At 56.4% G+C, this 25,914-nt stretch carries 24 protein-coding genes, 6 tRNA genes and 1 other RNA gene; 15 read left to right on the top strand and 16 right to left on the bottom strand.

Annotated elements, in window-relative coordinates:
- The first annotated feature begins 198 nt into the window (after window positions 1–198).
- From cysP to cysM, 5 genes are all read left to right on the top strand, one after another.
- Window positions 199–1,215, top strand: a complete 1,017-nt coding sequence (cysP, locus tag LGM20_RS06905; protein WP_032444750.1) for a thiosulfate/sulfate ABC transporter substrate-binding protein CysP — start codon at window positions 199–201, stop codon at window positions 1,213–1,215.
- Window positions 1,215–2,048 (top strand): sulfate/thiosulfate ABC transporter permease CysT, encoded by an 834-nt coding sequence (gene cysT / locus LGM20_RS06910; protein ID WP_002913626.1) that lies wholly within the window; start codon window positions 1,215–1,217, stop codon window positions 2,046–2,048. The genes cysP and cysT overlap by 1 nt, the downstream gene beginning before the upstream one ends.
- Window positions 2,048–2,923, top strand: coding sequence for a sulfate/thiosulfate ABC transporter permease CysW (cysW, locus tag LGM20_RS06915; protein WP_004201990.1), 876 nt, complete (start codon window positions 2,048–2,050; stop codon window positions 2,921–2,923). Before cysT ends, cysW begins: the two co-directional genes overlap by 1 nt.
- On the top strand, window positions 2,913–4,007 hold the full coding sequence (gene cysA, locus LGM20_RS06920) for a sulfate/thiosulfate ABC transporter ATP-binding protein CysA (RefSeq protein ID WP_044524313.1): 1,095 nt from the start codon (window positions 2,913–2,915) through the stop codon (window positions 4,005–4,007). The genes cysW and cysA overlap by 11 nt, the downstream gene beginning before the upstream one ends.
- A 118-nt stretch (window positions 4,008–4,125) precedes the next feature.
- The gene (gene cysM, locus LGM20_RS06925) at window positions 4,126–5,037 is read left to right on the top strand and encodes a cysteine synthase CysM (protein ID WP_044524311.1); all 912 of its coding nucleotides are present in this window, start codon (window positions 4,126–4,128) and stop codon (window positions 5,035–5,037) included.
- Here the strand turns inward: cysM and LGM20_RS06930 are convergent.
- Window positions 5,034–5,429, bottom strand: a complete 396-nt coding sequence (locus LGM20_RS06930) for a YybH family protein (protein WP_044524309.1) — start codon at window positions 5,427–5,429, stop codon at window positions 5,034–5,036. The genes cysM and LGM20_RS06930 overlap by 4 nt on opposite strands.
- A 163-nt stretch (window positions 5,430–5,592) precedes the next feature.
- Window positions 5,593–6,891 carry a MocR-like B6 salvage transcription factor PtsJ gene (gene ptsJ, locus LGM20_RS06935; protein WP_044524308.1) on the bottom strand — a complete coding sequence of 433 codons (1,299 nt, stop codon included), beginning with the start codon at window positions 6,889–6,891 and terminating at the stop codon, window positions 5,593–5,595.
- Window positions 6,892–6,973: 82 nt separating this feature from the next.
- Here ptsJ and pdxK point away from each other — a divergent pair, with 82 nt between their 5' ends.
- A complete protein-coding gene (gene pdxK, locus LGM20_RS06940) occupies window positions 6,974–7,840 on the top strand; it encodes a pyridoxine/pyridoxal/pyridoxamine kinase (protein ID WP_023290594.1) in 867 nt (288 codons plus the stop codon).
- Entirely contained in the window at window positions 7,837–8,076 is a 240-nt protein-coding gene (locus LGM20_RS06945; RefSeq protein ID WP_044524307.1) for a hypothetical protein, read from the top strand. The genes pdxK and LGM20_RS06945 overlap by 4 nt, the downstream gene beginning before the upstream one ends.
- Window positions 8,077–8,116: 40 nt before the next feature.
- Here LGM20_RS06945 and crr read toward each other — a convergent pair whose 3' ends face one another.
- The 5 genes from crr to cysZ form a co-directional block, all read right to left on the bottom strand.
- Window positions 8,117–8,626, bottom strand: coding sequence for a PTS glucose transporter subunit IIA (crr, locus tag LGM20_RS06950; protein WP_000522253.1), 510 nt, complete (start codon window positions 8,624–8,626; stop codon window positions 8,117–8,119).
- Between the two features lie 42 nt (window positions 8,627–8,668).
- Window positions 8,669–10,396 (bottom strand): phosphoenolpyruvate-protein phosphotransferase PtsI, encoded by a 1,728-nt coding sequence (gene ptsI, locus LGM20_RS06955; RefSeq protein WP_004201998.1) that lies wholly within the window; start codon window positions 10,394–10,396, stop codon window positions 8,669–8,671.
- Window positions 10,397–10,440: 44 nt separating this feature from the next.
- Window positions 10,441–10,698 (bottom strand): phosphocarrier protein Hpr, encoded by a 258-nt coding sequence (gene ptsH, locus LGM20_RS06960; RefSeq protein ID WP_002913505.1) that lies wholly within the window; start codon window positions 10,696–10,698, stop codon window positions 10,441–10,443.
- A 380-nt stretch (window positions 10,699–11,078) separates the two neighbouring features.
- The gene (cysK, locus tag LGM20_RS06965; protein ID WP_023290592.1) at window positions 11,079–12,050 is read right to left on the bottom strand and encodes a cysteine synthase A; all 972 of its coding nucleotides are present in this window, start codon (window positions 12,048–12,050) and stop codon (window positions 11,079–11,081) included.
- 173 nt (window positions 12,051–12,223) lie between these two features.
- Window positions 12,224–12,985 carry a sulfate transporter CysZ gene (cysZ, locus tag LGM20_RS06970; RefSeq protein ID WP_023290591.1) on the bottom strand — a complete coding sequence of 254 codons (762 nt, stop codon included), beginning with the start codon at window positions 12,983–12,985 and terminating at the stop codon, window positions 12,224–12,226.
- Between the two features lie 230 nt (window positions 12,986–13,215).
- Here cysZ and zipA point away from each other — a divergent pair, with 230 nt between their 5' ends.
- From zipA to LGM20_RS06985, 3 genes are all read left to right on the top strand, one after another.
- On the top strand, window positions 13,216–14,262 hold the full coding sequence (zipA, locus tag LGM20_RS06975) for a cell division protein ZipA (protein WP_044524304.1): 1,047 nt from the start codon (window positions 13,216–13,218) through the stop codon (window positions 14,260–14,262).
- Window positions 14,263–14,331: 69 nt separating this feature from the next.
- A complete protein-coding gene (ligA, locus tag LGM20_RS06980; protein WP_044524303.1) occupies window positions 14,332–16,347 on the top strand; it encodes an NAD-dependent DNA ligase LigA in 2,016 nt (671 codons plus the stop codon).
- 1 nt (window position 16,348) lies between these two features.
- On the top strand, window positions 16,349–16,567 hold the full coding sequence (locus LGM20_RS06985) for a DUF3820 family protein (RefSeq protein WP_004202007.1): 219 nt from the start codon (window positions 16,349–16,351) through the stop codon (window positions 16,565–16,567).
- Here LGM20_RS06985 and LGM20_RS06990 read toward each other — a convergent pair.
- Entirely contained in the window at window positions 16,564–17,562 is a 999-nt protein-coding gene (locus LGM20_RS06990) for a bile acid:sodium symporter family protein (RefSeq protein ID WP_023290588.1), read from the bottom strand. The two genes, LGM20_RS06985 and LGM20_RS06990, sit on opposite strands and share 4 nt — an antisense overlap.
- An 88-nt stretch (window positions 17,563–17,650) precedes the next feature.
- Between LGM20_RS06990 and LGM20_RS06995 the strand changes: the two genes are divergently transcribed.
- Complete coding sequence (locus LGM20_RS06995) at window positions 17,651–18,577, top strand: LysR family transcriptional regulator (protein WP_032453682.1); 927 nt, start codon at window positions 17,651–17,653, stop codon at window positions 18,575–18,577.
- An 87-nt stretch (window positions 18,578–18,664) separates the two neighbouring features.
- On the opposite strand, the gene LGM20_RS07000 is transcribed toward LGM20_RS06995, so the two are convergent.
- The 5 genes from LGM20_RS07000 to LGM20_RS07020 form a co-directional block, all read right to left on the bottom strand.
- A non-coding RNA gene (locus LGM20_RS07000) (RtT sRNA) lies at window positions 18,665–18,802 on the bottom strand.
- A 95-nt stretch (window positions 18,803–18,897) separates the two neighbouring features.
- A tRNA-Lys gene (locus LGM20_RS07005) sits at window positions 18,898–18,973 on the bottom strand.
- Between the two features lie 4 nt (window positions 18,974–18,977).
- Window positions 18,978–19,053, bottom strand: a tRNA-Val gene (locus tag LGM20_RS07010).
- Window positions 19,054–19,099: 46 nt separating this feature from the next.
- Window positions 19,100–19,175, bottom strand: a tRNA-Val gene (locus tag LGM20_RS07015).
- 45 nt (window positions 19,176–19,220) lie between these two features.
- A tRNA-Val gene (locus LGM20_RS07020) sits at window positions 19,221–19,296 on the bottom strand.
- A 259-nt stretch (window positions 19,297–19,555) separates the two neighbouring features.
- On the opposite strand from LGM20_RS07020, the gene gltX reads away from it, so the two are divergent.
- On the top strand, window positions 19,556–20,974 hold the full coding sequence (gltX, locus tag LGM20_RS07025) for a glutamate--tRNA ligase (protein WP_004202014.1): 1,419 nt from the start codon (window positions 19,556–19,558) through the stop codon (window positions 20,972–20,974).
- A 52-nt stretch (window positions 20,975–21,026) separates the two neighbouring features.
- On the opposite strand, the gene LGM20_RS07030 is transcribed toward gltX, so the two are convergent.
- Both LGM20_RS07030 and LGM20_RS07035 read right to left on the bottom strand, forming a co-directional pair.
- The gene (locus tag LGM20_RS07030; protein WP_023290586.1) at window positions 21,027–21,419 is read right to left on the bottom strand and encodes a MerR family transcriptional regulator; all 393 of its coding nucleotides are present in this window, start codon (window positions 21,417–21,419) and stop codon (window positions 21,027–21,029) included.
- Between the two features lie 3 nt (window positions 21,420–21,422).
- Window positions 21,423–21,776 (bottom strand): YfeC-like transcriptional regulator, encoded by a 354-nt coding sequence (locus LGM20_RS07035; protein ID WP_004202017.1) that lies wholly within the window; start codon window positions 21,774–21,776, stop codon window positions 21,423–21,425.
- Between the two features lie 219 nt (window positions 21,777–21,995).
- Here LGM20_RS07035 and LGM20_RS07040 point away from each other — a divergent pair.
- The 3 genes from LGM20_RS07040 to LGM20_RS07050 all read left to right on the top strand — a co-directional run bounded on the left by LGM20_RS07040 (window position 21,996) and on the right by LGM20_RS07050 (window position 24,566).
- A tRNA-Ala gene (locus LGM20_RS07040) sits at window positions 21,996–22,071 on the top strand.
- Between the two features lie 41 nt (window positions 22,072–22,112).
- Window positions 22,113–22,188 (top strand) — tRNA-Ala (locus LGM20_RS07045).
- A gap of 206 nt (window positions 22,189–22,394) precedes the next feature.
- The gene (locus LGM20_RS07050; RefSeq protein ID WP_044524302.1) at window positions 22,395–24,566 is read left to right on the top strand and encodes an EAL domain-containing protein; all 2,172 of its coding nucleotides are present in this window, start codon (window positions 22,395–22,397) and stop codon (window positions 24,564–24,566) included.
- A gap of 48 nt (window positions 24,567–24,614) precedes the next feature.
- Here LGM20_RS07050 and nupC read toward each other — a convergent pair whose 3' ends face one another.
- Complete coding sequence (gene nupC / locus LGM20_RS07055) at window positions 24,615–25,817, bottom strand: nucleoside permease NupC (RefSeq protein WP_012540950.1); 1,203 nt, start codon at window positions 25,815–25,817, stop codon at window positions 24,615–24,617.
- Window positions 25,818–25,914 lie beyond the last annotated feature (97 nt).

A 25,914-nucleotide genomic window follows, 5' to 3' on the forward strand; every position in this document is an offset into this window, starting at 1 on the left:
ACAAAGTGTGCCAAGCTGTTCGCTCCTCATCCGATTTCATCACCTTATTTGCCAGCCGCTTTCAGCTAAGCTTTGCCAGGTGCTTATTCCCTTTTCGACTTCCAAATCGCCAAACGGTATATAAAACCGTTACTCCTTTCGTACCCGTTATAAATATGATGATCATCAGTAAATGATCATTTTTGATAAGGGTGCGCAATGGCCGTTAAATCACTGAAAAAAGGATATCTGGCGCTGGCGGCTTCCATGCTGCTGGTGGCGCAGGCGCAGGCGACGGAGCTGCTGAACAGCTCCTATGATGTCTCCCGCGAGCTGTTTGCCGCCCTTAACCCGCCTTTTGAGCAGCAGTGGGCGAAGGACAATGGCGGGGACAAGCTGACCATCAAGCAGTCGCACGCTGGCTCGTCCAAGCAGGCGCTGGCGATCCTGCAGGGCCTGAAGGCGGACGTGGTGACCTACAACCAGGTGACGGACGTGCAGATCCTGCATGACAAAGGCAACCTGATCCCGGCCGACTGGCAAAGCCGCCTGCCGAACAACAGCTCGCCGTTCTATTCGACGATGGGCTTCCTGGTGCGCAAAGGCAACCCGAAAAACATTCATGACTGGAACGACCTGGTCCGCTCTGACGTTAAGCTGATCTTCCCGAACCCGAAAACCTCGGGCAACGCGCGGTACACCTACCTGGCGGCCTGGGGCGCGGCGGATAAAGCCGACGGCGGCGATAAAGCCAAAACCGAACAGTTTATGACCCAGTTCCTGAAGAACGTCGAAGTCTTCGACACCGGCGGACGCGGGGCGACCACCACCTTCGCTGAGCGCGGCCTGGGCGATGTGCTGATCAGCTTCGAGTCGGAAGTGAACAATATTCGCAAGCAGTATGAGGCGCAGGGATTTGAAGTGGTGATCCCGAAAACCAACATTCTGGCGGAGTTCCCGGTGGCCTGGGTGGATAAAAACGTCAAAGCCAACGGCACGGAAAAGGCGGCGAAGGCCTACCTGAACTGGCTCTACAGTCCGCAGGCGCAGACCATCATTACCGACTACTACTATCGGGTAAACAACCCGAAAGTGATGGATTCGCTGAAGGATAAATTCCCGCAGACCGAACTGTTCCGCGTGGAGGACAAGTTTGGCTCCTGGCCTGAGGTGATGAAAACCCACTTCGCCAGCGGCGGCGAACTGGACAAACTGCTGGCGGCGGGGCGTAAGTAATGTTTGCTGTGTCGTCCAAGCGCGTGCTGCCGGGCTTTACCCTGAGCCTCGGCACCAGCCTGCTGTTTGTCTGTCTGATTCTGTTATTACCGCTCAGCGCGCTGGTGATGCAGCTGGCGCAGATGAGCTGGGCGCAGTACTGGGATGTGATCACCAACCCGCAGGTGGTGGCGGCCTATAAGGTGACGCTGCTGTCGGCGTTCGTGGCCTCGATTTTTAACGGCGTCTTCGGCCTGCTGATGGCGTGGATCCTTACCCGCTATCGTTTTCCGGGCCGCACGCTGCTGGATGCCTTAATGGATCTGCCGTTTGCGCTGCCGACGGCGGTGGCCGGCCTGACCCTGGCTTCGCTGTTTTCGGTTAACGGCATTTACGGGGAATGGCTGGCGAAGTTCGATATTAAAGTGACCTATACCTGGCTCGGTATCGCCGTGGCGATGGCGTTCACCAGCATCCCCTTCGTGGTACGTACCGTGCAGCCGGTGCTGGAAGAGCTGGGACCGGAATATGAAGAAGCAGCGGAAACGCTGGGCGCTACGCGCTGGCAGAGCTTCCGCAAGGTGGTGCTGCCGGAGCTGTCGCCAGCGCTGCTGGCGGGCATTGCCCTGTCGTTTACCCGCAGCCTCGGCGAATTTGGCGCGGTGATTTTTATCGCCGGCAACATCGCGTGGAAGACGGAAGTGACGTCGCTGATGATCTTTATTCGACTGCAGGAGTTTGACTATCCGGCGGCGAGCGCCATCGCCTCGGTGATCCTGGCCGCCTCACTGCTGCTGCTGTTTTCCATCAATACCCTGCAGAGTCGCTTTGGTCGACGCGTGGTAGGTCACTAATGGCGGAAGTTACTCAATTGAAACGCTACGACGCGCCCCGCATCAACTGGGGAAAATGGTTTCTGATTGGCGTCGGGATGCTGGTCTCCGCCTTCATCCTCGTGGTGCCGATGCTTTACATCTTTATCCAGGCCTTCAGCAAAGGGTTAATGCCGGTGCTGGAAAACCTGGCCAATCCGGACATGCTCCACGCCATCTGGCTGACGGTGATGATCGCCTTGATTACCGTGCCGGTGAACCTGGTGTTCGGGACCTTGCTGGCCTGGCTGGTCACGCGCTTTACGTTCCCGGGACGCCAGCTGCTATTGACGATGCTGGATATCCCGTTCGCTGTCTCGCCGGTGGTAGCCGGTCTGGTTTATCTGCTGTTCTACGGCTCTAACGGTCCGCTGGGCGGCTGGCTTGATGCGCATAACCTGCAAATCATGTTCGCCTGGCCGGGCATGGTGCTGGCGACGATCTTTGTCACCTGTCCGTTTGTGGTGCGTGAGCTGGTGCCGGTGATGATGAGTCAGGGCAGTCATGAAGATGAGGCGGCGGTCTTGCTGGGCGCTTCCGGCTGGCAGATGTTCCGCCGGGTGACGCTGCCCAATATTCGCTGGGCGCTGCTGTACGGCGTGGTGTTGACCAACGCCCGCGCCATCGGCGAATTCGGCGCGGTGTCGGTGGTCTCCGGTTCGATCCGCGGAGAAACGCTGTCGCTGCCGCTGCAAATTGAATTACTGGAGCAGGATTACAACACCGTCGGCTCGTTTACCGCCGCGGCCCTGCTGACGTTAATGGCTATTCTGACCCTGTTTTTAAAGAGTATGTTGCAATGGCGTCTGGCCAATCAGGAAAAACGCGCGCAACAGGAGGGAAATCATGAGCATTGAGATTGCCAATATTAAGAAATCGTTTGGTCGCACCCAGGTGCTGAATGATATCTCGCTGGATATCCCTTCCGGACAAATGGTTGCGCTGCTGGGGCCTTCCGGCTCCGGGAAAACGACCCTGCTGCGGATTATCGCCGGGCTGGAGCATCAGACCAGCGGTCATATCCGCTTCCACGGTACCGACGTCAGCCGGATGCACGCCCGCGACCGTAAAGTGGGCTTCGTCTTCCAGCACTATGCGCTGTTCCGCCATATGACGGTGTTCGATAACATCGCCTTTGGCCTGACCGTGCTGCCGCGCCGCGAACGACCCAACGCCGCGGCGATTAAAGCCAAAGTGACCAAACTGCTGGAGATGGTGCAACTGGCTCACCTGGCGGATCGCTATCCGGCGCAGCTGTCCGGTGGTCAGAAACAGCGCGTGGCGCTGGCGCGCGCCCTGGCGGTAGAGCCGCAAATTCTGCTGCTGGATGAACCTTTCGGCGCGCTGGATGCGCAGGTGCGTAAAGAGCTGCGCCGCTGGCTGCGTCAGCTGCATGAAGAGCTGAAATTTACCAGCGTGTTCGTCACCCACGATCAGGAAGAGGCGATGGAAGTTGCCGACCGGGTGGTGGTGATGAGCCAGGGCAACATCGAACAGGCCGATGCGCCTGAACGCGTGTGGCGTGAGCCGTCGACCCGCTTCGTGCTGGAGTTCATGGGGGAAGTGAATCGCCTGCAGGGGGTTATCCGCGGCGGACAGTTCCACGTTGGCGCTCACCGCTGGCCGTTAGGCTATACCCCGGCTTACCAGGGGCCGGTGGATCTGTTCCTGCGTCCGTGGGAAGTGGACATCAGCCGCCGAACCAGCCTGGATTCGCCGCTGCCGGTGCAGGTCCTGGAGGCCAGCCCGAAAGGCCACTACACCCAATTAGTCGTCCAGCCTCTGGGGTGGTATGACGAACCGCTGAGCGTAGTGTTAACGGGCGATGAGGCGCCGTCCCGCGGAGAACGGCTGTTCGTCGGGCTGCAAAACGCGCGCCTGTACAACGGTTCCGAGCGTATCGAGCCGCGCGGCGAGCTTGCTCTGGCGCAGTCGGCCTGATAGCTTAAATCCATGTGCTTTTGCCGGGTGACGCTGTGCTTACCCGGTCTGGAATTATCATGCGTCTGGTAGGCCGGGTAAGCGAAGCGCCGCCCGGCTTTTTTATTGAGTAAAAATCGTGAATACACTCGAACACACCATCGGCAATACCCCTCTGGTCAGGCTTCAGCGTCTGGGGCCGGACAATGGCAGCGAAATCTGGGTCAAACTTGAAGGCAATAATCCAGCCGGTTCGGTGAAAGATCGCGCTGCGCTGTCGATGATCGTTGAAGCGGAAAAGCGGGGCGAAATTCAGCCCGGCGACGTGCTAATTGAAGCGACCAGCGGCAACACCGGTATCGCGCTGGCGATGATCGCCGCGCTGAAAGGCTACCGGATGAAGCTGCTGATGCCCGATAACATGAGCCAGGAGCGCCGGGCCGCGATGCGCGCCTATGGCGCCGAGCTGATCCTGGTCACCAAAGAGCAGGGGATGGAGGGGGCCCGCGACCTGGCCCTGGAGATGGCTCAGCGCGGGGAGGGCAAACTGCTCGATCAGTTCAACAACCCGGACAACCCCTACGCCCACTACACTACCACCGGGCCGGAAATCTGGCAGCAGACCGCGGGGCGTATCACCCACTTTGTCTCCAGTATGGGGACCACCGGCACCATTACCGGCGTGTCACGTTTTCTGCGCGAACAGAGTAAACCGGTGACCATTGTCGGCCTGCAGCCGGAGGAGGGCAGCAGTATTCCCGGGATACGCCGCTGGCCGGCAGAGTATATGCCGGGGATCTTTAACGCTTCGCTGGTGGATGCGGTGCTGGATATTCATCAGCAGGATGCCGAGAACACCATGCGTCAGCTGGCGGTACAGGAAGGCATTTTCTGCGGCGTCAGCTCTGGCGGCGCGGTAGCCGGGGCGTTACGTATCGCTCGTGAAAATCCAGGCGCGGTGGTGGTGGCGATCGTCTGCGATCGCGGCGATCGCTACCTCTCCACCGGCGTGTTCGGCGAGGAACACTTTAGCCAGGGAGCGGGTATTTAATCATCGAGCAGGTCGGCGCCGTAGGAGTTATCGACGGTGCACAGCCAGCGCTCGCCCTGCTTCTGAAAGACATAGGTTGCGCGTCGCGTAACCTGTGTTATCCCCTGTGCCGTCGGGATATCCAGCCGGGTCTCCATAATCACCAGCGCATTGCCGCCGCCCTCGATGACCTCCATTTTCCCCTGAGTCACTATCAGCCGGTGCTGGAAATAGTCGGCAATGGCGATAAACGCTTTGCGGATATTCTCTTTCCCTCTGACCACCATGCCCGGTTTGACGACCAGCGCGGCGTCTTCCGCGTAATAGCCCATCAGGGTATCGTAATCTTCCTGCGAGATAGCGCGGTCGCAGGCCTCAATGACTGTTTTTAGCGTCAGGTCAATGTGATGCATCTCTGGTGCTCCTTATTGTGAGCGATTTATCAGCCACCGAGAGCGTTGTATCCGTCTCGACGTTCCGGTCATGCAGGTAAGACTACGCCAGTTTTCGTTTAATTTTTCAGTAACTTGTCGACAGCTGCCATCCCTCCCCGATGCGTTCGGCGCACTGCCTGCGTCAGGGGGCGTTTAACACCTGGGCTATATCGGCCGCCAGGCGGGCAATCTCAGCGTCGCTCAGGCGGCCCAGCGACAGGCGTAGCCCGTGGGAGGGCGTACGGATGCCAAACACCTCCCCCTCGCGGACCAGCCAGCCGGCCCGGGCCAGGCGTAAGGCGTAGGGTTGGCTCGCCGTTGGCAGCGGCAGCCAGAAATTGAGGCCATCGCCAGGCGCAGCATGACTGTCGCCGTGCCGGGCCAGCGCTGCCGCCAGTTTCTCATTCTGTTGCCGATAGTGACGGCGGGTCTCCGTCATCGAGGCGATAAACGCCTTATCGGTGAGACAGGCCAGCGTCAGATCCTGCAGCAGATGGCTGACCCACTGGCTGCCGGCGTTAAGCCGCAGACGCAGCGCGGAGGAGGTGTCGACATCGCTGGCGATAAAAGCCAGCCGCAGGTCTGGCCCGAGGGTTTTTGACATCGAACGCACCACCGCCCAGCGTTGGGTGCTCGCTGGCAGAGGAGAAAACCAGGGCGTGGCCGACAGCAGGGCAAAATGGTCATCGACGATCGCCAGTACCTGCGGATAGCGGGCCAGCACCTCCCGCAGGGCATGCGCCCGGGTTTCCGTCAGGCTACAGCCGGTAGGATTGTGCGCGCGCGGGGTCAAGATCACCGCCCGCGCGCCGTTGCGTAACGCCTCCTCCAGCCCGTCTGGATCCATCCCCTCGGCATCCACCGCCACCGGGCAGGGGGTAAAGCCAGCGTAACGCACCATATTGATGCTGCTGAGAAAACAGGGATCTTCAACCACCACGCCGTCGCCGGGGAGCAGCAAGGCGCACAGCAGACGCTCCAGCGCGTCAATCGCCCCGCTGGCGAGATTCAGGGCAAAGGGAACGGTTATCTCCCTGGCAAACCATGCCTCAGCCCATTCTCCTAGCCGCGGCTCGATGGGGGCATCGCCATACAGGCGGGGCGTGCGGGCAATTTGGCCCAGATAGCGTGGTAAATCAGGCAGCCTGGCGGGATCCGGATTGCCGCTGGAAAGATCGTTCAGCGGCGTCGTGGGGTCACCGCCTTCCAGCGCTGGCAGCGGATCCCGGGCTTTGATAGCTGTGCCGTTTCGTCCCTGGCTGACGGCCAGCCCGGAGGTGACCAGCCGTTTATAGGCGGCGGCGACGGTATTGCGATTCACCGCAAGCTGGCTGGCGAGCTCGCGGACCGGCGGCAGAACCTCTCCGGGCTGCAAGCCACCGCTCTGCACCAGATGGCGGATATGATCGAAGATATCGCTGGCGGTTTTTCCGGCAAACATTATTGACCTATGACAAAATGAAATTTAGCATAGGACGAATCATAATCAGAGCGTGACCCGCTGTCCAGCGGGGGGAGAAAAGATGGGCCAGCAAGATGACATACAATCAGTGCTCTTTCACGACAAAAGCCGGGCGTCGGAAGTCGATATCGTCGCCGTGCAGTCGCAGGTAGTCTACGGCAGCGTCGGCAACAGCATCGCGGTACCGGCGATTAAACAGCACGGTCTGCGCGTGCTGGCGGTGCCGACGGTGCTGTTCAGCAATACGCCCCATTATGAGACGTTCTATGGCGGCATTATCCCGGAGGAGTGGTTTGTCGGGTACCTGCAGGCGCTGGAGGAGCGCGACGCGTTGCGCGAACTGCGTGCGGTGACCACCGGTTATATGGGCAACGCCGTGCAAATTGAACGTCTGGCGCAGTGGCTGACGCGGGTCCGCGACCGCCATCCCGATCTCTGTATTCTGGTGGATCCGGTGATTGGCGATGTCGACAGCGGTATCTACGTCAAGGCCGAGATCCCGGACGCCTATCGTCAGCACCTGCTGCCGCTAGCGCAAGGGATCACCCCTAATCTGTTTGAGCTGGAGACGCTGAGCGGCCAGCGCTGTCGCAATCAGCCGGAGGCGGTCGCCGCGGCGCGTAGCCTGCTGTCGGACAGCCTCAAATGGGTGGTGATCACCAGCGCGCCGGGAGAGGCTGATTCGACGATCAATGTGCTGGTGGTGACGGCCGATGCGGTGGAGGTGGTGGTTCACCCGCGGGTGGAGACGGATTTAAAGGGTACCGGCGATCTGTTCTGCGCCGAGCTGGTGAGCGGGTTGCTTTCCGGCCTGGCGCTGGGTGCTGCGACGGAGGCAGCCGCCCAGCGCGTGCTGGAGGTGATGAACTGGACTGCCGCGCAGGGATGTGACGAACTGATCCTGCCTCCGCTGGAGAAACAGAGATGAAAAGCTATCGATTAGTAATCCGTCAGCAGGGACGCATTGTTGGTCATTTTGATACTTCAGGGGAGGCGGCGCTGGAGGATGCCTGCGTGGCGCGGTCGCTGTTCGGCCTGGCCGGTGGATATCAGTGTGAACTGCTGGTCTCTGACAGCGAGCGGCGAATTCTGGAGAGCACTCCGGAAGGATTGCGTATCTTATCCCGCGAAAAATGCTATCAGCCGGTGACCCACGCGATATAAAAAAATGGCGCCTTTCGGCGCCATTTTTATGCAGCAGATATTACTTCTTGATGCGGATTACCGGGGTTTCACCCACGGTCACGCTACCGGACAGTTTGATCAGCTCTTTGATCTCGTCCATATTGGAGATAACCACCGGAGTCAGGGTCGACTTGGCTTTCTCTTCCAGCAGCGGCAGATCGAATTCGATAACCGGGTCGCCGACTTTCACGCGCTGGCCTTCTTCAGCGATACGCTTGAAGCCTTCGCCTTTCAGTTCAACGGTATCAATACCGAAGTGAACGAACAGCTCGATGCCGCTATCAGATTCAATAGAGAACGCATGGTTGGTTTCGAAAATTTTACCAATGGTACCGTCTACCGGCGCGACCATTTTGTTGCCGGTCGGTTTGATGGCAATCCCATCGCCCACAATTTTTTCCGCAAAAACCACATCCGGCACGTCTTCAATGTTGACGATCTCACCGGAGAGGGGAGCAACAATCTCAATAGTTCCGGTGTCTTTCTTGTCATCAGAAACCAGAGATTTCAATTTATCAAACAAACCCATGATCTTCTCCTAAGCAGTAATTTGGGCCGCGCATCTCGTGGATTAGCAGATTGTTTTTTCTTCAATGAACTTGTTAACCAGCGTCATTAACTCGTCCGTTGTCGGTTGAGCAAGAGCCTGCTCTGCTAATACTTTCGCATCTTCGAAGTTCGTGTTACGAATAATCTTCTTGATGCGCGGGATGGAAATGGCGCTCATAGAGAATTCGTCCAGCCCCATACCCAGCAACAGAAGTGTAGCACGTTCATCGCCCGCAAGCTCACCGCACATGCCAGTCCATTTACCTTCAGCGTGAGAAGCATCAATAACTTGCTTAATCAGATTCAGTACAGACGGTGACATCGGCTGGTAAAGATGTGAAATCATATCATTACCACGGTCAACTGCCAGAGTATATTGCGTTAAATCATTGGTGCCGATACTAAAGAAATCAACTTCTTTGGCCAGATGACGAGCAATGGTCGCCGCAGCCGGTGTTTCCACCATCACGCCGATCTCAATGGATTCGTCAAATGCTTTACCTTCGTCACGCAGTTCCTGTTTGTAGATTTCGATCTCTTTCTTCAGCGCACGCACTTCTTCAACAGAGATGATCATCGGGAACATAATGCGCAGCTTACCGAAAGCGGAGGCACGCAGGATGGCGCGAACCTGATCGCGGAGGATCTCTTTACGATCCATCGCGATACGCACAGCACGCCAGCCGAGGAACGGGTTCTCTTCTTTCGGGAAGTTCATGTACGGCAGCTCTTTGTCGCCGCCGATGTCCATGGTACGCACGATAACGGCCTGAGAGCCACAGGCTTCAGCCACCGCTTTATAAGCCGCAAACTGCTCTTCTTCGGTTGGCAGCGCGTCGCGATCCATGAACAGGAATTCAGTACGATACAGGCCTACGCCTTCGGCGCCGTTGCGCTCAGCACCTTCGACGTCGCGAACGGTACCGATGTTGGCGCACACTTCAACCTGATGGCCGTCGAGAGTAATCGCCGGCAGATCTTTCAGTTTCGCCAGTTCGGCTTTTTCTTCCGCAACCTGAGCCTGCAGATTACGCAGCGCTTCAATTTGCTCGTTAGACGGGTTGATCAGAACCTGGTTGTTCACCGCGTCGAGAATCAGATAGTCGCCGTTTTTCACCTGCGCCGTGATGCTGCCGGTGCCCACGATGGCCGGCAGTTCGAGGGAACGCGCCATGATGGAGGTGTGGGAGGTACGGCCGCCCGCGTCGGTGATGAAACCCAGCACTTTTTTCAGGTTCAGCTGTGCGGTTTCTGACGGGGTCAGATCGGCGGCGACGAGGATGACTTCATCCTGAATCGCGCTCAGATCGATGATGGCCAGACCAAGGATGTTGCGCAGCAGGCGCTTACCGATATCACGTACGTCAGCCGCACGTTCTTTCAGGTATTCATCGTCCAGCTCTTCCAGGGCAGTGGCCTGACCGTCGATAACTTCATTGGCTGCCGCGTCGGCAGTCATATGCTTATCTTTAATCAGGGCTATGATTTCCTGCTCAAGCTCCTCATCTTCCAGCAGCATAATATGCCCTTCGAAGATGGCTTCTTTTTCTTCACCGAAAGTTTCACCAGCTTTGGTTTTGATGACCTCCAGCTGGGCGGAGGCCTTGGCGCGGCCGCTCAGGAAACGTTCGACTTCCTGATCAACCTTATCGGCAGAAATTTTCTTCCGGTCGATGACAATTTCATCTTCCTTCAGCAGCAGTGCTTTGCCGAAGGCGATACCCGGGGATGCTAAAATGCCTGAAATCATAACCCTACCTTACTTGTGACTGATATGAAAAAGAACCCGTGAACTTACTCGAGTTCAGCCATCAGTTTAACCAGATGCTCAACCGCTTTCTGTTCATCTTCGCCTTCCGCGGAGAGGGTTACTACGGTGCCCTGGGTCAGGCCCAGAGTCTGCAGTTTGAACAGGCTTTTGGCGCTGGCGCTTTTGCCGTTGGAGGTTACAGTGATCTCAGAAGTGAAGCCTTTAGCTTCTTTAACAAACTGAGCAGCAGGGCGGGTGTGCAGACCGTTCGGAGCGGTAATGGTAACTTCTTGCTGGAACATTATATTTCCCCAACTTATAGGTTTAGTGTTGTGGACCTAAAGTCTAGTCTAACGACTCGACTTTAGCCTGTATTGTTAGCGCCGGCGTTACGTTTCCGGCCTTGGCGTCGGCAGCGCCTGGCGCTGCGAAGACCTGCGGGCCATTGACGTCTAGCACGTCATTAAACATTATGCCGCGAAAGGAAGACTTGAACCAAATCATAAAATCGATTCAGCTGGCGGAAATCCTCTTCTGAATAATTTCGCGCATCAAAATAAATGTGCTGGTTAAATACCAGACCCTACGAGGTGAATCAATGCCAGGAGGGGTAAAACTTTGACGTATGCCACAAAAAAGCACCTGAAAAGGTGCTTTTTTACACATTATTTACAAGCTGGCACTACTGTTGCAGTTCTTTCTCGGTGAAGAGATCGGCAAACAGCGCGGTGCTTAAATAACGCTCACCCGAGGAAGGCAGGATAACCACAATATTCTTATTGGTAAAGGCTTCATCTTCCTGCAGCTTCAACGCCGCGGCAACGGCGGCCCCGGAAGAGATACCCGCGAGGATGCCTTCTTCTTCCATCAGGCGGCGTGCCGTGGAGATCGCTTCATCATTGGTGATACCGATCACTTTGTCCACCAGCTTCAGATCCAGGTTACCAGGAATGAAGCCGGCGCCGATGCCCTGAATTTTGTGCGGGCCCGGCTTGAGCTCTTCACCCGCCAGCGCCTGGGAGATAACCGGCGAATCGGTCGGTTCAACCGCGACGGTGAACAGATCTTTTTTGCCCTTGGTGTTTTTAATGTAGCGGCTGACGCCGGTCAGCGTACCGCCGGTACCTACGCCGGAGATGAAAACATCCACCTGACCGTCGGTGTCTTCCCAGATTTCCGGGCCGGTGGTCTTTTCGTGGATTTCCGGGTTAGCCGGGTTGCTGAACTGCTGCAGCAACAGGAATTTTTCCGGGTTGCTGGCGACAATCTCTTCCGCTTTCTGAATGGCGCCTTTCATGCCTTTGGCGCCTTCGGTCAGCACCAGGTTGGCGCCCAGCGCTTTCAGAAGCTTACGACGCTCGATGCTCATGGTTTCCGGCATGGTTAGCGTTAGCTTGTAGCCGCGAGCCGCCGCCACGTAGGCGAGGGCGATACCGGTGTTGCCGCTGGTCGGTTCGACCAGTTCCACGCCAGGTTTCAGCACGCCGCGCTTTTCAGCATCCCAGATCATATTGGCGCCGATACGGCATTTTACGCTAAAGCTCGGGTTACGAGATTCTACCTTTGCCAGGATACGGCCGTTACCAATGCGGTTCAGTCGTACCAGCGGCGTATGACCGATAGTCAGGGAGTTGTCTTCAAAAATCTTACTCATGGCCCGTCCTTAACTGTATGAAATTTGGGGGTACGGCATCAGCATACCCGCTTAAAGAATATGCGGAAGTAAGGATTTAGCATATCTATATGCGGAAGGGAAATAATGATGATCAAGAAGGAATAAGTGAGATATAAGGAGCGGCTCTCGCCGCTCCAGGGGAGGTGCTGCTGTTACTTCCAGCTGGCGTGTCTGTCGCGATAGCAATCGACCCACATGGCGGTGGCGCCGCAGATAGCCACCGGTAGGATCACCAGGTTTAACACCGGGATCATGGTGAACAGGCTGGTGAGCGCGCCAAACTGCATATTCATCACCTTGCGGCTGCGCAGCGCTTCGCGCATGGTCCTGAAGGGGACCTTGTGGTTATCGAAGGGGTAATCGCAGTATTGAATCGCCAGCATCCATGCGCTGAACAGAAACCAGAGTACCGGGGCCACCGTCTGGCCAACGCCGGGTATAAAGTAGAGCAGCAACAGTACGATGGCGCGGGGCAGGTACCAGGCCAGCTTCTGCCACTCACGCTTCATGATGCGCGGAATATCCTTCATGATGCCAAAGACGCCGACGTCCGGCGGGGTGGCGCCAGTCAGACGCGCTTCCAGCTGTTCCGCCAGCAGGCCGCTGAACGGGGCGGCAATCCAGTTGGCAATAGTAGAAAAGAAATAGCCAAACACCAGCAGGATCGACAGCACCACCACCGGCCACAGCAGGTAATTTAGCCACTGCAGCCAGTCAGGCACATGGCTCATCAGCGAAGGGATCCAGCTGTCGAGACGGGTAAACAGCCACCAGAAAGCACCGCCCATCAGCAGCACGTTAACCAGTAAAGGCAGGAAGACATAACGACGTATGCCCGGCAGCCTGATGAGTTTCCAGCCCTGCGAAAAGTAGTATACGCCGCTACGCGGGGTCGGTGCGGATGATGAAACCATAGCCAGGCATTGCTCCTTTTTGAACATCCAGTGTGAATGCTCGCTTATTTTATCTGGTCGTCAGACAATAACCAGTTAGGAAATGTTCGAAAAAACAGCAAAAAGCACGATTTAGTTCATCTTTATGTGGTGAAAGCGACCGACGCACTTGCACTTGAGGTAATCGGCAAATACTCTTAGTGAGTAAATGTTTGCCGTGGTGGCAAGGTGTTAGAACAACAGAGAATATAATGATGCAGGATTTGCGTCTGATATTAATCATTGTTGGCGCGATCGCCATAATCGCTTTACTGGTACATGGTTTCTGGACCAGCCGTAAAGAACGTTCTTCGATGTTTCGCGATCGCCCACTGAAACGTATGAAGTCGCGCGACGATGAGTCGGAAAACGACGACTTTGATGATAATGTTGAAGGCGTAGGTGAAGTCCGCGTTCATCCGGTGACTCACGCTCCGCACGGCGCGCATGGGGAGCATGAAGCCCCTCGTCAGGCGCCGCAGCACCAGTACCAGCCGCCTTACGAGCGCCAGATGCAGCAGCCTGTGCGTCCTGAGGAACCGGTTCGTCAGGCGCCGCCGCGCCAGGCCCCGGCACAACCGCAGGGACAACCGTCTGCGCCGCATGCGGCTCCGCAGCCTGGCTGGCAACAGCCGCAACCCGCGCAGCCGCAACACCAGCCGCAACCTGCTGTGCAACAGCCTGTCGCGCCGCAGCCGGTGACCCCGACCGTCGCCCAGCCGCAACCGGCCGCTCCGCAGCAGCCTGCGTCCCAGCCTGTTGCCGCGCCGCAGCCCGCGGTTGCTGAACCGCAGCCGACAGAGCAGCAGCAGCCTGCAGCGCCCCAGCCGAAAGAGCGTAAAGAGACGGTCATCGTGATGAACGTTGCCGCGCACCATGGCGCGCAGCTTAACGGCGAGGTGCTTATCAATAGCATCCAGCAGGCCGGGTTCAAGTTTGGTGAAATGAATATTTTCCACCGCCATCTGAGCCCGGACGGCAGCGGCCCGGTACTGTTCAGCCTGGCCAACATGGTGAAGCCGGGGACCTTCAATCCGGACAGCATGGCGGATATGATGACCCCTGGGGTGACTATCTTTATGCAGGTCCCTTCCTACGGTGATGAACTGCAGAACTTCAAGCTGATGCTGCAGTCTGCGCAGTATATCGCCGATGAAGTGGGCGGCGTGGTGCTTGACGATCAGCGTCGCATGATGACGCCGCAAAAACTGCGTGAATACCAGGATCGTATTCGCGAAGTGAAAGACGCGAACGCCTGACGTCGCGCGTTATCTCAACTCCTTCTCAACCCCCGCCTGTCGGGGGTTTTTTATCATTGATGGTGTGATATGGAACCGATCGAACAACAACTGACTGAACTGCGAACCACGCTTCGCCATCATGAATACCTGTACCACGTTATGGACGCACCGGAAGTGCCCGATGCGGAGTATGACCGGCTGATGCGCGAGCTGCGCGAGCTGGAGAGCCAGCATCCGGAGCTGATTACCCCGGATTCACCGACTCAGCGCGTGGGGGCGGCGCCGCTGACCGCCTTCAGCCAGATCCGCCATGAAGTGCCGATGCTGTCGCTGGACAACGTGTTTGACGAAGAGAGCTTTCTGGCCTTCAACAAGCGGGTGCAGGATCGCCTGAAAAGCACTGACCCTCTCATCTACTGCTGCGAGCTGAAGCTCGACGGCCTCGCGGTGAGCATTCTCTACGAAAACGGCGTGCTGGTGCAGGCGGCGACCCGCGGCGACGGCACCACCGGCGAGGATATTACCTCTAACGTGCGAACCATTCGCACCATCCCGCTCAGGCTGCATGGCGATAATATTCCCGCACGTCTGGAAGTGCGCGGGGAAGTGTTCCTCCCGCAGGCCGGGTTCGAAAAAATCAATGAAGAAGCTCGACGCACCGGCGGAAAAGTGTTTGCTAACCCGCGCAATGCGGCGGCGGGCTCGTTGCGCCAGCTGGATCCGCGCATTACCGCGAAGCGACCGCTTACTTTCTTCTGCTACGGCGTTGGGGTGCTGGAGGGCGGTGAGCTGCCGGCCAGCCACTCGGCCCGTTTACAGCAGTTTAAAGCATGGGGATTACCGGTGAGCGATCGCGTCACCCTATGTCATACCCCCGAGGAAGTGCTCACTTACTATCGTAAAGTCGAGGAAGATCGTCCCCATCTGGGCTTTGACATTGATGGCGTGGTGATCAAAGTCGATTCGTTGGCGCTGCAGGAGCAGTTAGGTTTCGTGGCCCGCGCGCCGCGCTGGGCCGTGGCCTTTAAGTTCCCCGCCCAGGAGCAGATGACTTTCGTCCGGGACGTGGAGTTCCAGGTGGGCCGCACCGGGGCGATTACGCCGGTGGCGCGCCTGGAGCCGGTCCATGTCGCCGGCGTGCTGGTGAGTAATGCCACGTTGCATAATGCCGATGAGATCGAACGCTTAGGCTTGAAAATCGGCGACAAGGTGGTGATTCGCCGGGCAGGCGACGTGATCCCTCAGGTGGTCAACGTGGTGCTTTCCGAACGCCCGGCAGATGCCCGGGATGTTGAATTCCCGACCCACTGCCCGGTCTGTCAGTCCGACGTTGAGCGAGTGGAAGGCGAGGCGGTAGCCCGCTGTACCGGCGGCCTTATCTGCGGCGCGCAGCGTAAAGAGTCGCTCAAGCACTTTGTCTCCCGTCGCGCGCTGGACGTTGACGGCATGGGCGACAAGATAATCGACCAGCTGGTGGAGAAAGAGTACGTCCATACCCCGGCGGATCTGTTCCGACTGACCGCAGGGAAACTGACCGGGCTGGATCGGATGGGGCCGAAGTCCGCGCAAAACGTGGTCAACGCTCTCGAGAAAGCCAAAGAGACAACCTTTGCGCGTTTCCTCTACGCCTTAGGCATTCGCGAGGTAGGAGAAGCGACGGCGGCGGGCCTGGCGGCGCATTTCGGCACCCTCGAGGCCCTGGAGCAGGCTTCCATTGAGGAGCTGCAGAAGGTCCCTGATGTCGGCATTGTGGTCGCCACCCATACCTTCAACTTCTTTGCCGAAGAGAGCAACCGCGATGTCATCGCGCAGCTGCTGACGGAAGGGGTTCACTGGCCGGCGCCGGTGGTGGTGAAGGCGGATGAGATTGACAGCCCGTTTGCAGGCAAAACCGTCGTCCTGACCGGCAGCCTCAGTCAGCTGTCGCGGGATGACGCCAAAGCGCGTCTGGTGGCGCTGGGGGCGAAGGTGGCGGGCAGCGTATCGAAGAAGACCGATCTGGTGATTGCTGGCGAAGCGGCGGGTTCTAAGCTGGCGAAAGCGCAGGAGCTCGGCATCGAGGTGATTGACGAAGCCGAAATGATGCGTCTGCTGGGAGAATAACGTGGATAAAGCGCAGCTGGTGGAGATCGCCAATACTGAGATGCCGTTCGGTAAATACAAGGGGCGTCGTTTAATCGATGTCCCGGAGGAGTATTTATTGTGGTTCGCGCGCAAGGATCAATTCCCTGCCGGCCATCTCGGCGAGCTGATGGCGCTGACCCTGCTGATTAAAAGCGAGGGGCTGAGCGATCTGGTCCAGCCCCTGAAGAAAGCGCGTTAAGCTTTGGCGGCGTTGGCCTTTTCCTGAGCGAGACGCGCATCGGTTTGCTGTTTATAGCGCCGCGCCAGCACCGCGCAGACCATCAGCTGGATTTGATGGAAGATCATCAGCGGCAGCACCATGATGCCGAGGATGGAGGTCGGAAAGAGAATATTGGCCATCGGGATGCCGTTGGCCAGGCTCTTTTTCGAACCGCAGAAGACGATGGTAATTTCATCGGCTTTGTTAAAGCCGCAGCGGCGGGCGACGAACACATTGACCGCGATGACGATGGCCAGCAGCACCAGGCTGACCACCACGATAAACAGCAGCGATCCCAGACCCACTTTATGCCAGATGCCGTTCACCACCGCCTCGCTAAAGGCGGAGTAAACCACCAGCAGAATCGAGGTCTGGTCGGTCTTACCAATCCACTTCTTATGCTTCGCCACCCAGTTGCCGATCCACGGCCGCGATAAATGGCCGAGCACGAAAGGCAACAGCAGCTGCAGCATGATCTTTCCGACCTGCTCGAGGCTACCGCCTGCGCCATGAAGGTTCATCAGGGCACCCACCAGCAGCGGTGAAACAAAGATGCCCAACAGGCTGGAGGCCGAGGCTGAGCAGACCGCCGCCGCGACGTTGCCTCCGGCCAGCGAGGTGAAGGCGATGGCGGATTGCACGGTGGCCGGCAGAATGCACAAATAAATAAAGCCGCTGTAGAGCATCGGATCGACCTTCACCGGCGCCCACCAGGCAAACAGAACCCCCAGCACCGGGAAGAGAATAAAGGTGCTGCACATCACCCACAGATGCAAACGCCAGTGGCTGCCGCCGGCGATAATTGCCTCCCGGGAGAGTTTGGCGCCGTGCATAAAGAACAGCAGGGCGATGGCGGCGGTGGTCAGATGTTCAAAGAAGGGGACGAAAGCGCCACGGGCCGGGAAGAATGAGGCCAACAGGACAACGGTGACCAGGGTTGCCGTAAACGGATCGAGAATGCGGAAAAGTTTCATAAACGCTCCTGAAAAGAGATGCGTTATTGTGCTTTTTTTGATTTGAGAAATAAAATTGATTTATTGCATCTATTCATGAATAAAAAAGATGAATTACTCTCTGCGTCAGTTAAAAGTATTTGTTACCGTCGCCCGCGCCAGGAGCTTTAGCCGGGCGGGGGAGATGATTGGCTTAAGCCAGTCGGCCGTCAGCCACAGCGTCAAGGAGCTGGAGCATCAGACCGGGGTCCGTCTCCTCGACCGTACCACCCGGGAGGTGGTCCTCACCGAGGCGGGTCAGCAGCTGGCAGGCAGGCTGGAGCGTTTGCTCGATGAGCTGGCGGTGACGCTGCGCGATGCCGGTCGGGTAGGCCAGCAGCTGAGCGGCACCGTCAAGGTTGCCGCCAGTCAGACGATTTCCGCCCACCTTATTCCCCAGTGTATTGCCCACAGCAATCGTCGCTATCCTGATATCGATTTCGTGCTGCACGACCGGCCTCAGCAGTGGGTGCTGGAGAGTATTCGCCAGGGGGAAGTGGATTTCGGCATTGTGATTGACCCTGGCCCGGCGGCGGACCTGCAATGTGAAGTGGTCCTGGCGGAACCTTTTTTGCTGCTCTGCCGGGAGGATCATCCTTTTGCCAGCCTGACTGAAGTGCCATGGCAGGCGCTACAGGATGAGAGACTGATCCTGCAGGACTATGCCTCCGGCAGCCGTCCGCTGATTGATGCGGCTCTCAGCAGGCTGGCTGTCCGGGCTAACATTGTGCAGGAGATTGGCCATCCGGCAACGCTGTTTCCGATGGTGGAGTCGGGAATTGGCATCAGCGTACTGCCGGCGCTGGCGCTGCCGTTACCGCAGGGAAGCCATCTGGCGGTGAAGCGACTCACTCCGATAATGGAGCGGCAGCTGATGCTGGCATGCCGGAAAAATCGCTCGCTGTCGACCGCCGCCCAGGCGTTATGGGAAATCGTGCGAGAAGAAGGGGAGAATCTCACCGCCGCCAGGGTTGAAGATCCGCTGTATCAGCGTTGATAGCGGTTTATCGCCACGGGGAGGCTCGTGGCCAGAGCGTGAGTTCCGCGCATAGCAAAAAGGCGCCTTTAGGGCGCCTTTTTACATTGGTGGGTCGTGCAGGATGACTCGGCTTCGCCTCGCCCTTCGGGCCGTCGCCGCAAGCGGCTCCGTTGTCTCACTGCGTTCGACCCGAACCTGCTGCAGAGACACTCGTCTCATCCTGAGACTCGCCCTGCGGGCCAACGCCGCCGCGTTGTTCAAAATTGTTCCCGACAATTTTGTCGAATCGTTGAGTTCCACGCATAGCAAAAAGGCGCCTTTAGGGCGCCTTTTTACATTGGTGGGTCGTGCAGGATTCGAACCTGCGACCAATTGATTAAAAGTCAACTGCTCTACCAACTGAGCTAACGACCCGAAGTGGTGGGTGATGACGGGATCGAACCGCCGACCCCCTCCTTGTAAGGGAGGTGCTCTCCCAGCTGAGCTAATCACCCACTTCGGTACTTCATATTTTGACAGAAAATCCAGCTGGCGAGAAAGTGGTGGGTGATGACGGGATCGAACCGCCGACCCCCTCCTTGTAAGGGAGGTGCTCTCCCAGCTGAGCTAATCACCCACTTCTCAATTTTCTGTTCTACACGGCGGAGACTACGTTAAGTAGTGGTGGGTGATGACGGGATCGAACCGCCGACCCCCTCCTTGTAAGGGAGGTGCTCTCCCAGCTGAGCTAATCACCCCCGCTGTGTGGAGTCGCATTATAGGGAGAGTTGAAAATGAGTCAACGCCTTTTCTAAAGAATTCGTTCGTTCGTCGTAAAATTAAACAAAGCGATCGCAAAACCGGCGTCATAGCATGATTTATAAACAAAAACGGCAAACCGCGACGTTCCGACGGGAACAACATTGAGGAATCAGCCCACGGTGTTAGAATATTGACCCATAATTTCCACCGGACATTGCCGGCTATCGGCATCTTTATTAAACGTAAGGCCAATTCATGAAAATCAAAACTCGCTTCGCGCCAAGCCCAACCGGCTATCTGCACGTTGGCGGTGCGCGTACTGCTCTCTATTCCTGGCTTTTTGCCCGTAACCACGGCGGTGAGTTTGTACTGCGTATTGAAGACACCGATCTCGAACGCTCCACCCCGGAAGCAATTGAAGCCATCATGGATGGCATGAACTGGCTGAATCTGCAATGGGACGAAGGTCCCTATTACCAGACTAAACGTTTCGATCGTTATAACAACGTGATCGATGAGATGCTGGAAGCCGGTACCGCTTATAAATGCTATTGCTCAAAAGAGCGTCTGGAAGCGTTGCGCGAAGAGCAAATGGCGAACGGTGAGAAGCCGCGTTACGATGGACGCTGCCGCCATAGCCACGAGCATCATGCCGATGATGAGCCGTGCGTGGTGCGTTTCGCCAACCCGCAGGAAGGGTCGGTTATTTTTGACGATCAGATCCGCGGACCTATCGAGTTCAGCAACCAGGAGCTGGACGATCTGATCATTCGCCGTACCGATGGTTCCCCGACCTACAACTTCTGCGTCGTAGTGGATGACTGGGACATGGCGATCACCCACGTGATCCGTGGTGAAGATCATATCAACAACACGCCGCGCCAGATCAACATCCTTAAAGCGCTGAATGCGCCGGTGCCGGTATACGCGCACGTATCGATGATCAACGGCGACGATGGCAAGAAACTCTCCAAACGCCACGGGGCGGTCAGCGTGATGCAGTATCGCGACGATGGCTACCTGCCGGAAGCGCTGCTGAACTATCTGGTGCGTCTGGGCTGGTCCCATGGCGATCAGGAGATCTTCACCCGCGAAGAGATGATCGAGTTCTTCTCGCTGGGGGCGGTCAGCAAATCCGCGAGTGCGTTCAACACCGACAAGCTGCTGTGGCTGAACCATCATTACATCAATACGCTGCCGGCGGAGTATGTGGCGACGCATCTGCAGTGGCATATTGAGCAGGAAAATATCGATACCCGCAACGGTCCGCAGCTGGCCGAGTTGGTGAAGCTGCTGGGCGAGCGTTGCAAAACGCTGAAAGAGATTGCCCAGAGCTGCCGCTACTTCTATGAAGAGTTCGCTGAGTTCGACGCCGACGCGGCGAAGAAACATCTGCGTCCGGTAGCGCGTCAGCCGCTGGAAGTCGTCCGCGACAAGCTGGCGGCGATTAGCGACTGGACGGCGGAAAACGTCCACCACGCGATTCAGGCGACCGCTGATGAGCTGGAAGTGGGCATGGGTAAAGTCGGTATGCCGCTGCGCGTGGCCGTTACCGGTGCAGGGCAGTCTCCTGCGCTTGACGTTACCGTCCATGCAATCGGCAAGTCCCGTAGCGTAGAGCGTATCAATAAAGCGCTGGCTTTTATCGCTGAGCGCGAAGGCCAGGCGTCCTGACGGGGACGTAGATGATATAACGGCAGGATACCCCTGCCGTTTTTTTTGTCTGTTACGCCGGGCTGGCGATGCCGAGGCGGGCAAGAAAACCGCTAATCCCTTCCCGGGCCAGCAGGTCGCGGAGCTGTAGCTGTTCTGCCGGAGTCATCAGTTGCAGGGTTTCTGTGATTTGCCGCCAGATCGCGTCCGCTTCATTGACCAGGTAAGCGCCTGGCGATTCCGCGAGATGATTGTCGCTAAACAGATGGCGTCTGGCGGGAATGTTCGTCAGAAACTCGCGCACCGGTTGGTCGATGACCACCAGCCGCGCTCGGCCTCCTTTGACGCCGGGTATCGTTTCCGTGCGCCATTTCTTCTCACGAACCCAGCGATTGATCGTTTGTCTCGCCAGCCCCAGGCAGTCGGCAAGCTCTGCGGGCGTCATTTTATCTTTTAGTTTCATCATGGTTTACCGATCGCGGATCCCTAACCGAAGCAGCAACCCGGTGATCCCCTCGCGCAATAGCAACGACATAAGCTGCTTCTGCTCGCTGGGAGTGAGTTCTTTACAGAGGGTCAGCAGCAGCGATTCCAGATCGCTGTCGTGGGGAGAATAGGTGCCGGGCGTCTCCGCCACGCGCTGGGCGCTGCGGATAAACTCCCTGACTTGCTCATTGACATGGACCAGGCGCGCCTTACCGCCCTGGACGCCAGGCCGCGGAGAGGTCTGCCAGCCTTCTTTCCGCACCCACTTATTGATAGTTTGCCGGCTGTAGCCGGTCAGATGGGCGATTTCTTCAGGTGTCATTCGTTCCTTGAGCATACTATTTCCTGAGTAAATGTATGGGAATTAGCTGTCCATGTTATAGCATCCTTTTACTGGAAAAGGTGACCTGTTTAACTTCTGGCTGCGATAAGGCTCGCAATCTCAGCAGGTTGCCTGCTTTTTCAGCGATTGAATCGAGAAGGATAATTTTGCCGTTGACACCTGAGCGAGGAATTCATATTATGCCGCCCGTCAACACGACACGCTTTACGTTACGGGGCTATAGCTCAGCTGGGAGAGCGCTTGCATGGCATGCAAGAGGTCAGCGGTTCGATCCCGCTTAGCTCCACCAAATTCTGCACCCAGCGGATTTGGTTCGTAAAGAGGTCCTGTGGGGCTATAGCTCAGCTGGGAGAGCGCTTGCATGGCATGCAAGAGGTCAGCGGTTCGATCCCGCTTAGCTCCACCAAAATTCAGAACCCTCGCTTCGGCGGGGGTTTTTTTTATCTATTTTCATGTAAAGCACTTTCTGGTTACGTCAGTTAATCTCCAGCTATTAAAATCGAAAGTAATTTCAGACTTTTTCCTGATAATTCACCTTGCTTGCCCTAAATAAGCAACATAACATTTCCCCCATTAAGCGTAATGAGGTTGCCGGAGTTTTAATTAACAATAATGGTTGATAAAATTAACATTAATATCAAAAAAACTCTGTTGGCCTTTATCGTCTGTTTAGTCGCTATTCCGCTGGCTCGTTTTATTTCACCGCAAACGGTTATTGATGGCAATCTTATTTATATTGCCTGGCTGCCAATCAGCGTAATGTTTTCTGTTATTTTTATCTTTGGTCGCTATGCGATTGCGCCATTAATTCTCGCATTTGCCATTACCAATAGCTTGATTATTAAATTAACGCTACCGCAGGCGTTTATCTTACTCTTTTGTCAGCTGTTTGCGGTGTTCGTCTCCTGCGCTATTCTAAGACTGATGGTGGGTAAGCGCTGGCGCTGTGGTCCAACGGCGAAACATATGGGGGCGCGGATCTTCTGGGGTGGGTTCTTCGCGCCGGTGCTGCTGAAAATCACCATGTACCTCGCCGGACAATATTTTGCGTTTCCCCTATCTATTACCAGCTATTTTGGTAGTATGCCGTTGATTTACACCGTAATAGATATTCAAAGTTTAATTAGCGCAGCATTAATTTTTACCACCTTTTTATATTATCCAATGCGGATGATTATCAATCCACGCTACGCTCGACGATTCTGGCGGCAGGAATGTTTACCGTGGCTGGCAGCAAAATATCGTTCCTTTACGCTATATTGGTTTATTGCGCTGGCGGTGATATTAACGCTATTGTGTGCGCCGTATCAGTCTGAATTTATTGCCGGTTATTTAGTTCCGGTGATTTTTATCGTCTACTTTATCGGGATTAGCCGGATTGGTCATGCGCTGCTGCGTATTTCATGGTCGGTTTCGGCTTTTTTACTGGTGGTGTATAACAAAAACTTTCTCCAGGGCGTCCAAAGCGAGTATTCATTATCCTTTGTGCTCTCAGTGTTAATCTCCTTTACTATCTGTTTGTTTTATATGGCAGACACCTATGCCCGCAGCGATCGCAATAAACGCCGCTGGCGTAGTCAGGCGGAAGAAGATCCGCTGACTGGCTTGCCTAACCTGCGCGCGCTGGAGAGCCATTTACAAAGCTGTCCGCAGCAGGTTATCTGCAGCCTGCGTATTCATAATCTCGACTTTCTCAGCAGGCATTATGGCCTGATGATGGGGGTGGACTGTAAACGGCAGATTATTCGGGCGCTGCAACCGCTGCTGGGGGCGGCGGATAAAGTTTTCCAGGTGCCGGGCAGCGAACTGATCCTCGTGCTTGATGGACCGGAACCCTCATCCCGTTTGCACCATATGGTCGCGGTTCTCAACCACAAAAAATTCAGCTGGCACAATCAGCCGCTGGATCTGGAGTTTGGCGCGGCCTGGGGCCGCGACGACGGTCAGCGCGAGGGACTTCACCAGATGCTGGGTCAGCTAAGCTGGCTTTCCGAACAGGCGGGCAGCGAACGTCGGGTGCTGGCGCTGGATGAGGAGCAGGAGCTGGTGGTGGATCAAACCACCGAGCAGGTGCGCCTCCTCATGCGCGTCAAGCAGGTGCTCAAAGAGCGGGCGCTCATGCTCTATGCGCAACCGATTCAGAACAGGGAAGGGGAGGGATATCATGAGATCCTCACCCGGATGCGCTGTGGCGATAGCGTCATTATGCCCGATCAGTTTATCCCGTTGATTGTGCAATTTAACCTCAGCCAACGTTTCGACATGCTGGTGCTGGAGACCTTGTTCAGCGTGCTTCATCAGCACGCTGGCCAGCGATTCTCGGTCAATCTGCTGCCTGCGACCCTGATGCAAAAGGATAGCGCCGCGCAGATTATCGCGCTGTTTCAACGCTATGCGGTCTCACCAGACCTTATCACTATTGAAGTCACTGAAGAGCAGGCCTTTTCCAATGCCGACATCAGCCGGCAAAATCTTGAAGCGCTGCGCGCGTTTGGCTGCGCCATCGCCATTGATGACTTTGGCACCGGATATGCGAACTATGAACGACTGAAGCATCTCCAGGCCGATATCATCAAGATTGACGGCTGCTTCGTCCGCGACATCCTCACTGACCCGCTGGACGCCATTATGGTGAAATCGATTGTCGAGATGGCGCGGGCGAAACAGATGAGCGTGGTGGCGGAATATGTCGAAAGCGAACCGCAAAAAGCGCGCTTGCTGGAGCTGGGGGTGAATTATCTGCAGGGCTACCTGGTGGGCAAGCCTCAGCCGCTGGGCGAATGACGGGTAAAAAAAAGCCGGGCATCGCCCGGCTCAGATGACTGGCGCCTGTTACAGAACCAGAGCCGCAATAGAAGCAGACAGGACGCTGACCAGCGTGGAGCCGTAAACCAGCTTCAGACCGAAGCGAGAAACCACGTTGCCCTGTTCTTCGTTCAGACCTTTGATCGCCCCGGCGATGATGCCGATAGACGAGAAGTTGGCGAAGGAGACCAGGAAGATAGAGATAATGCCTTCCGCGCGCGGGGAGAGCGTCGAGGCGATTTTCTGCAGATCCATCATGGCGACGAATTCATTGGAGACCAGCTTGGTAGCCATAATACTGCCCACCTGCAGCGCTTCGCTTGCCGGCACGCCCATCACCCAGGCGACCGGGTAGAAGATATAGCCAAGGATCCCCTGGAAGGAGATGCTGTAGCCGAACCAGCCGGTCACAGTGGCGAACAGGGCGTTCAGCGCGGAGATCAGCGCGATGAAGCCGATCAGCATCGCCGCCACGATAATCGCGACTTTAAAGCCCGCCAGAATGTACTCGCCCAGCATCTCGAAGAAGCTTTGACCTTCGTGCAGATTCGACATCTGCAGATTTTCTTCACTCTCTTCCACACGGTACGGGTTAATCAACGACAGAACGATAAAGGTGCTGAACATGTTGAGTACCAGCGCCGCGACGACGTACTTCGGCTGCAGCATGGTCATGTATGCGCCAACGATGGACATCGATACGGTGGACATCGCGGTCGCCGCCATGGTGTACATACGGTTGCGCGACATTTTGCCGAGAATATCTTTATAGGCAATAAAGTTTTCCGACTGGCCGAGGATCAGCGAGCTGACGGCGTTGAAGGACTCCAGCTTGCCCATGCCGTTGATTTTCGACAGCACGGTACCGATGGCGCGAATAACAATCGGCAGGATGCGAATATGCTGCAAAATACCGATCAACGCGGAAATGAAGACGATAGGGCACAGAACCTTAAGGAAGAAGAAGGCCAGACCTTTGTCGTTCATGCTGCCGAACACGAAGTTTGTCCCTTCGTTGGCAAAGCCGAGAAGTTTTTCAAACATCTCGGAGAAGCCTTTCACAAAACCCAGACCAATATCGGAGTTCAGGAAGAACCAGGCCAGCAGGACTTCAATGACAAGCAGTTGAACAACATAACGAATACGGATCTTTTTACGGTCATGACTGACCAACAGGGCCAGTATAGCCACCACAACGATCGCGAGGACAAAATGCAAGACGCGGTCCATAGTTGCTCCAAATATGAGGCAGGTTAAATTTCCGTGCACATTCTATGCAACGGCTTTAAAGAAAACGAGATCAATTGCACACTATTGCAAGGAACTG

It is taken from the genome of Klebsiella quasipneumoniae subsp. quasipneumoniae (assembly GCF_020525925.1).
GTDB classification, from domain to species: Bacteria; Pseudomonadota; Gammaproteobacteria; order Enterobacterales; family Enterobacteriaceae; genus Klebsiella; species Klebsiella quasipneumoniae.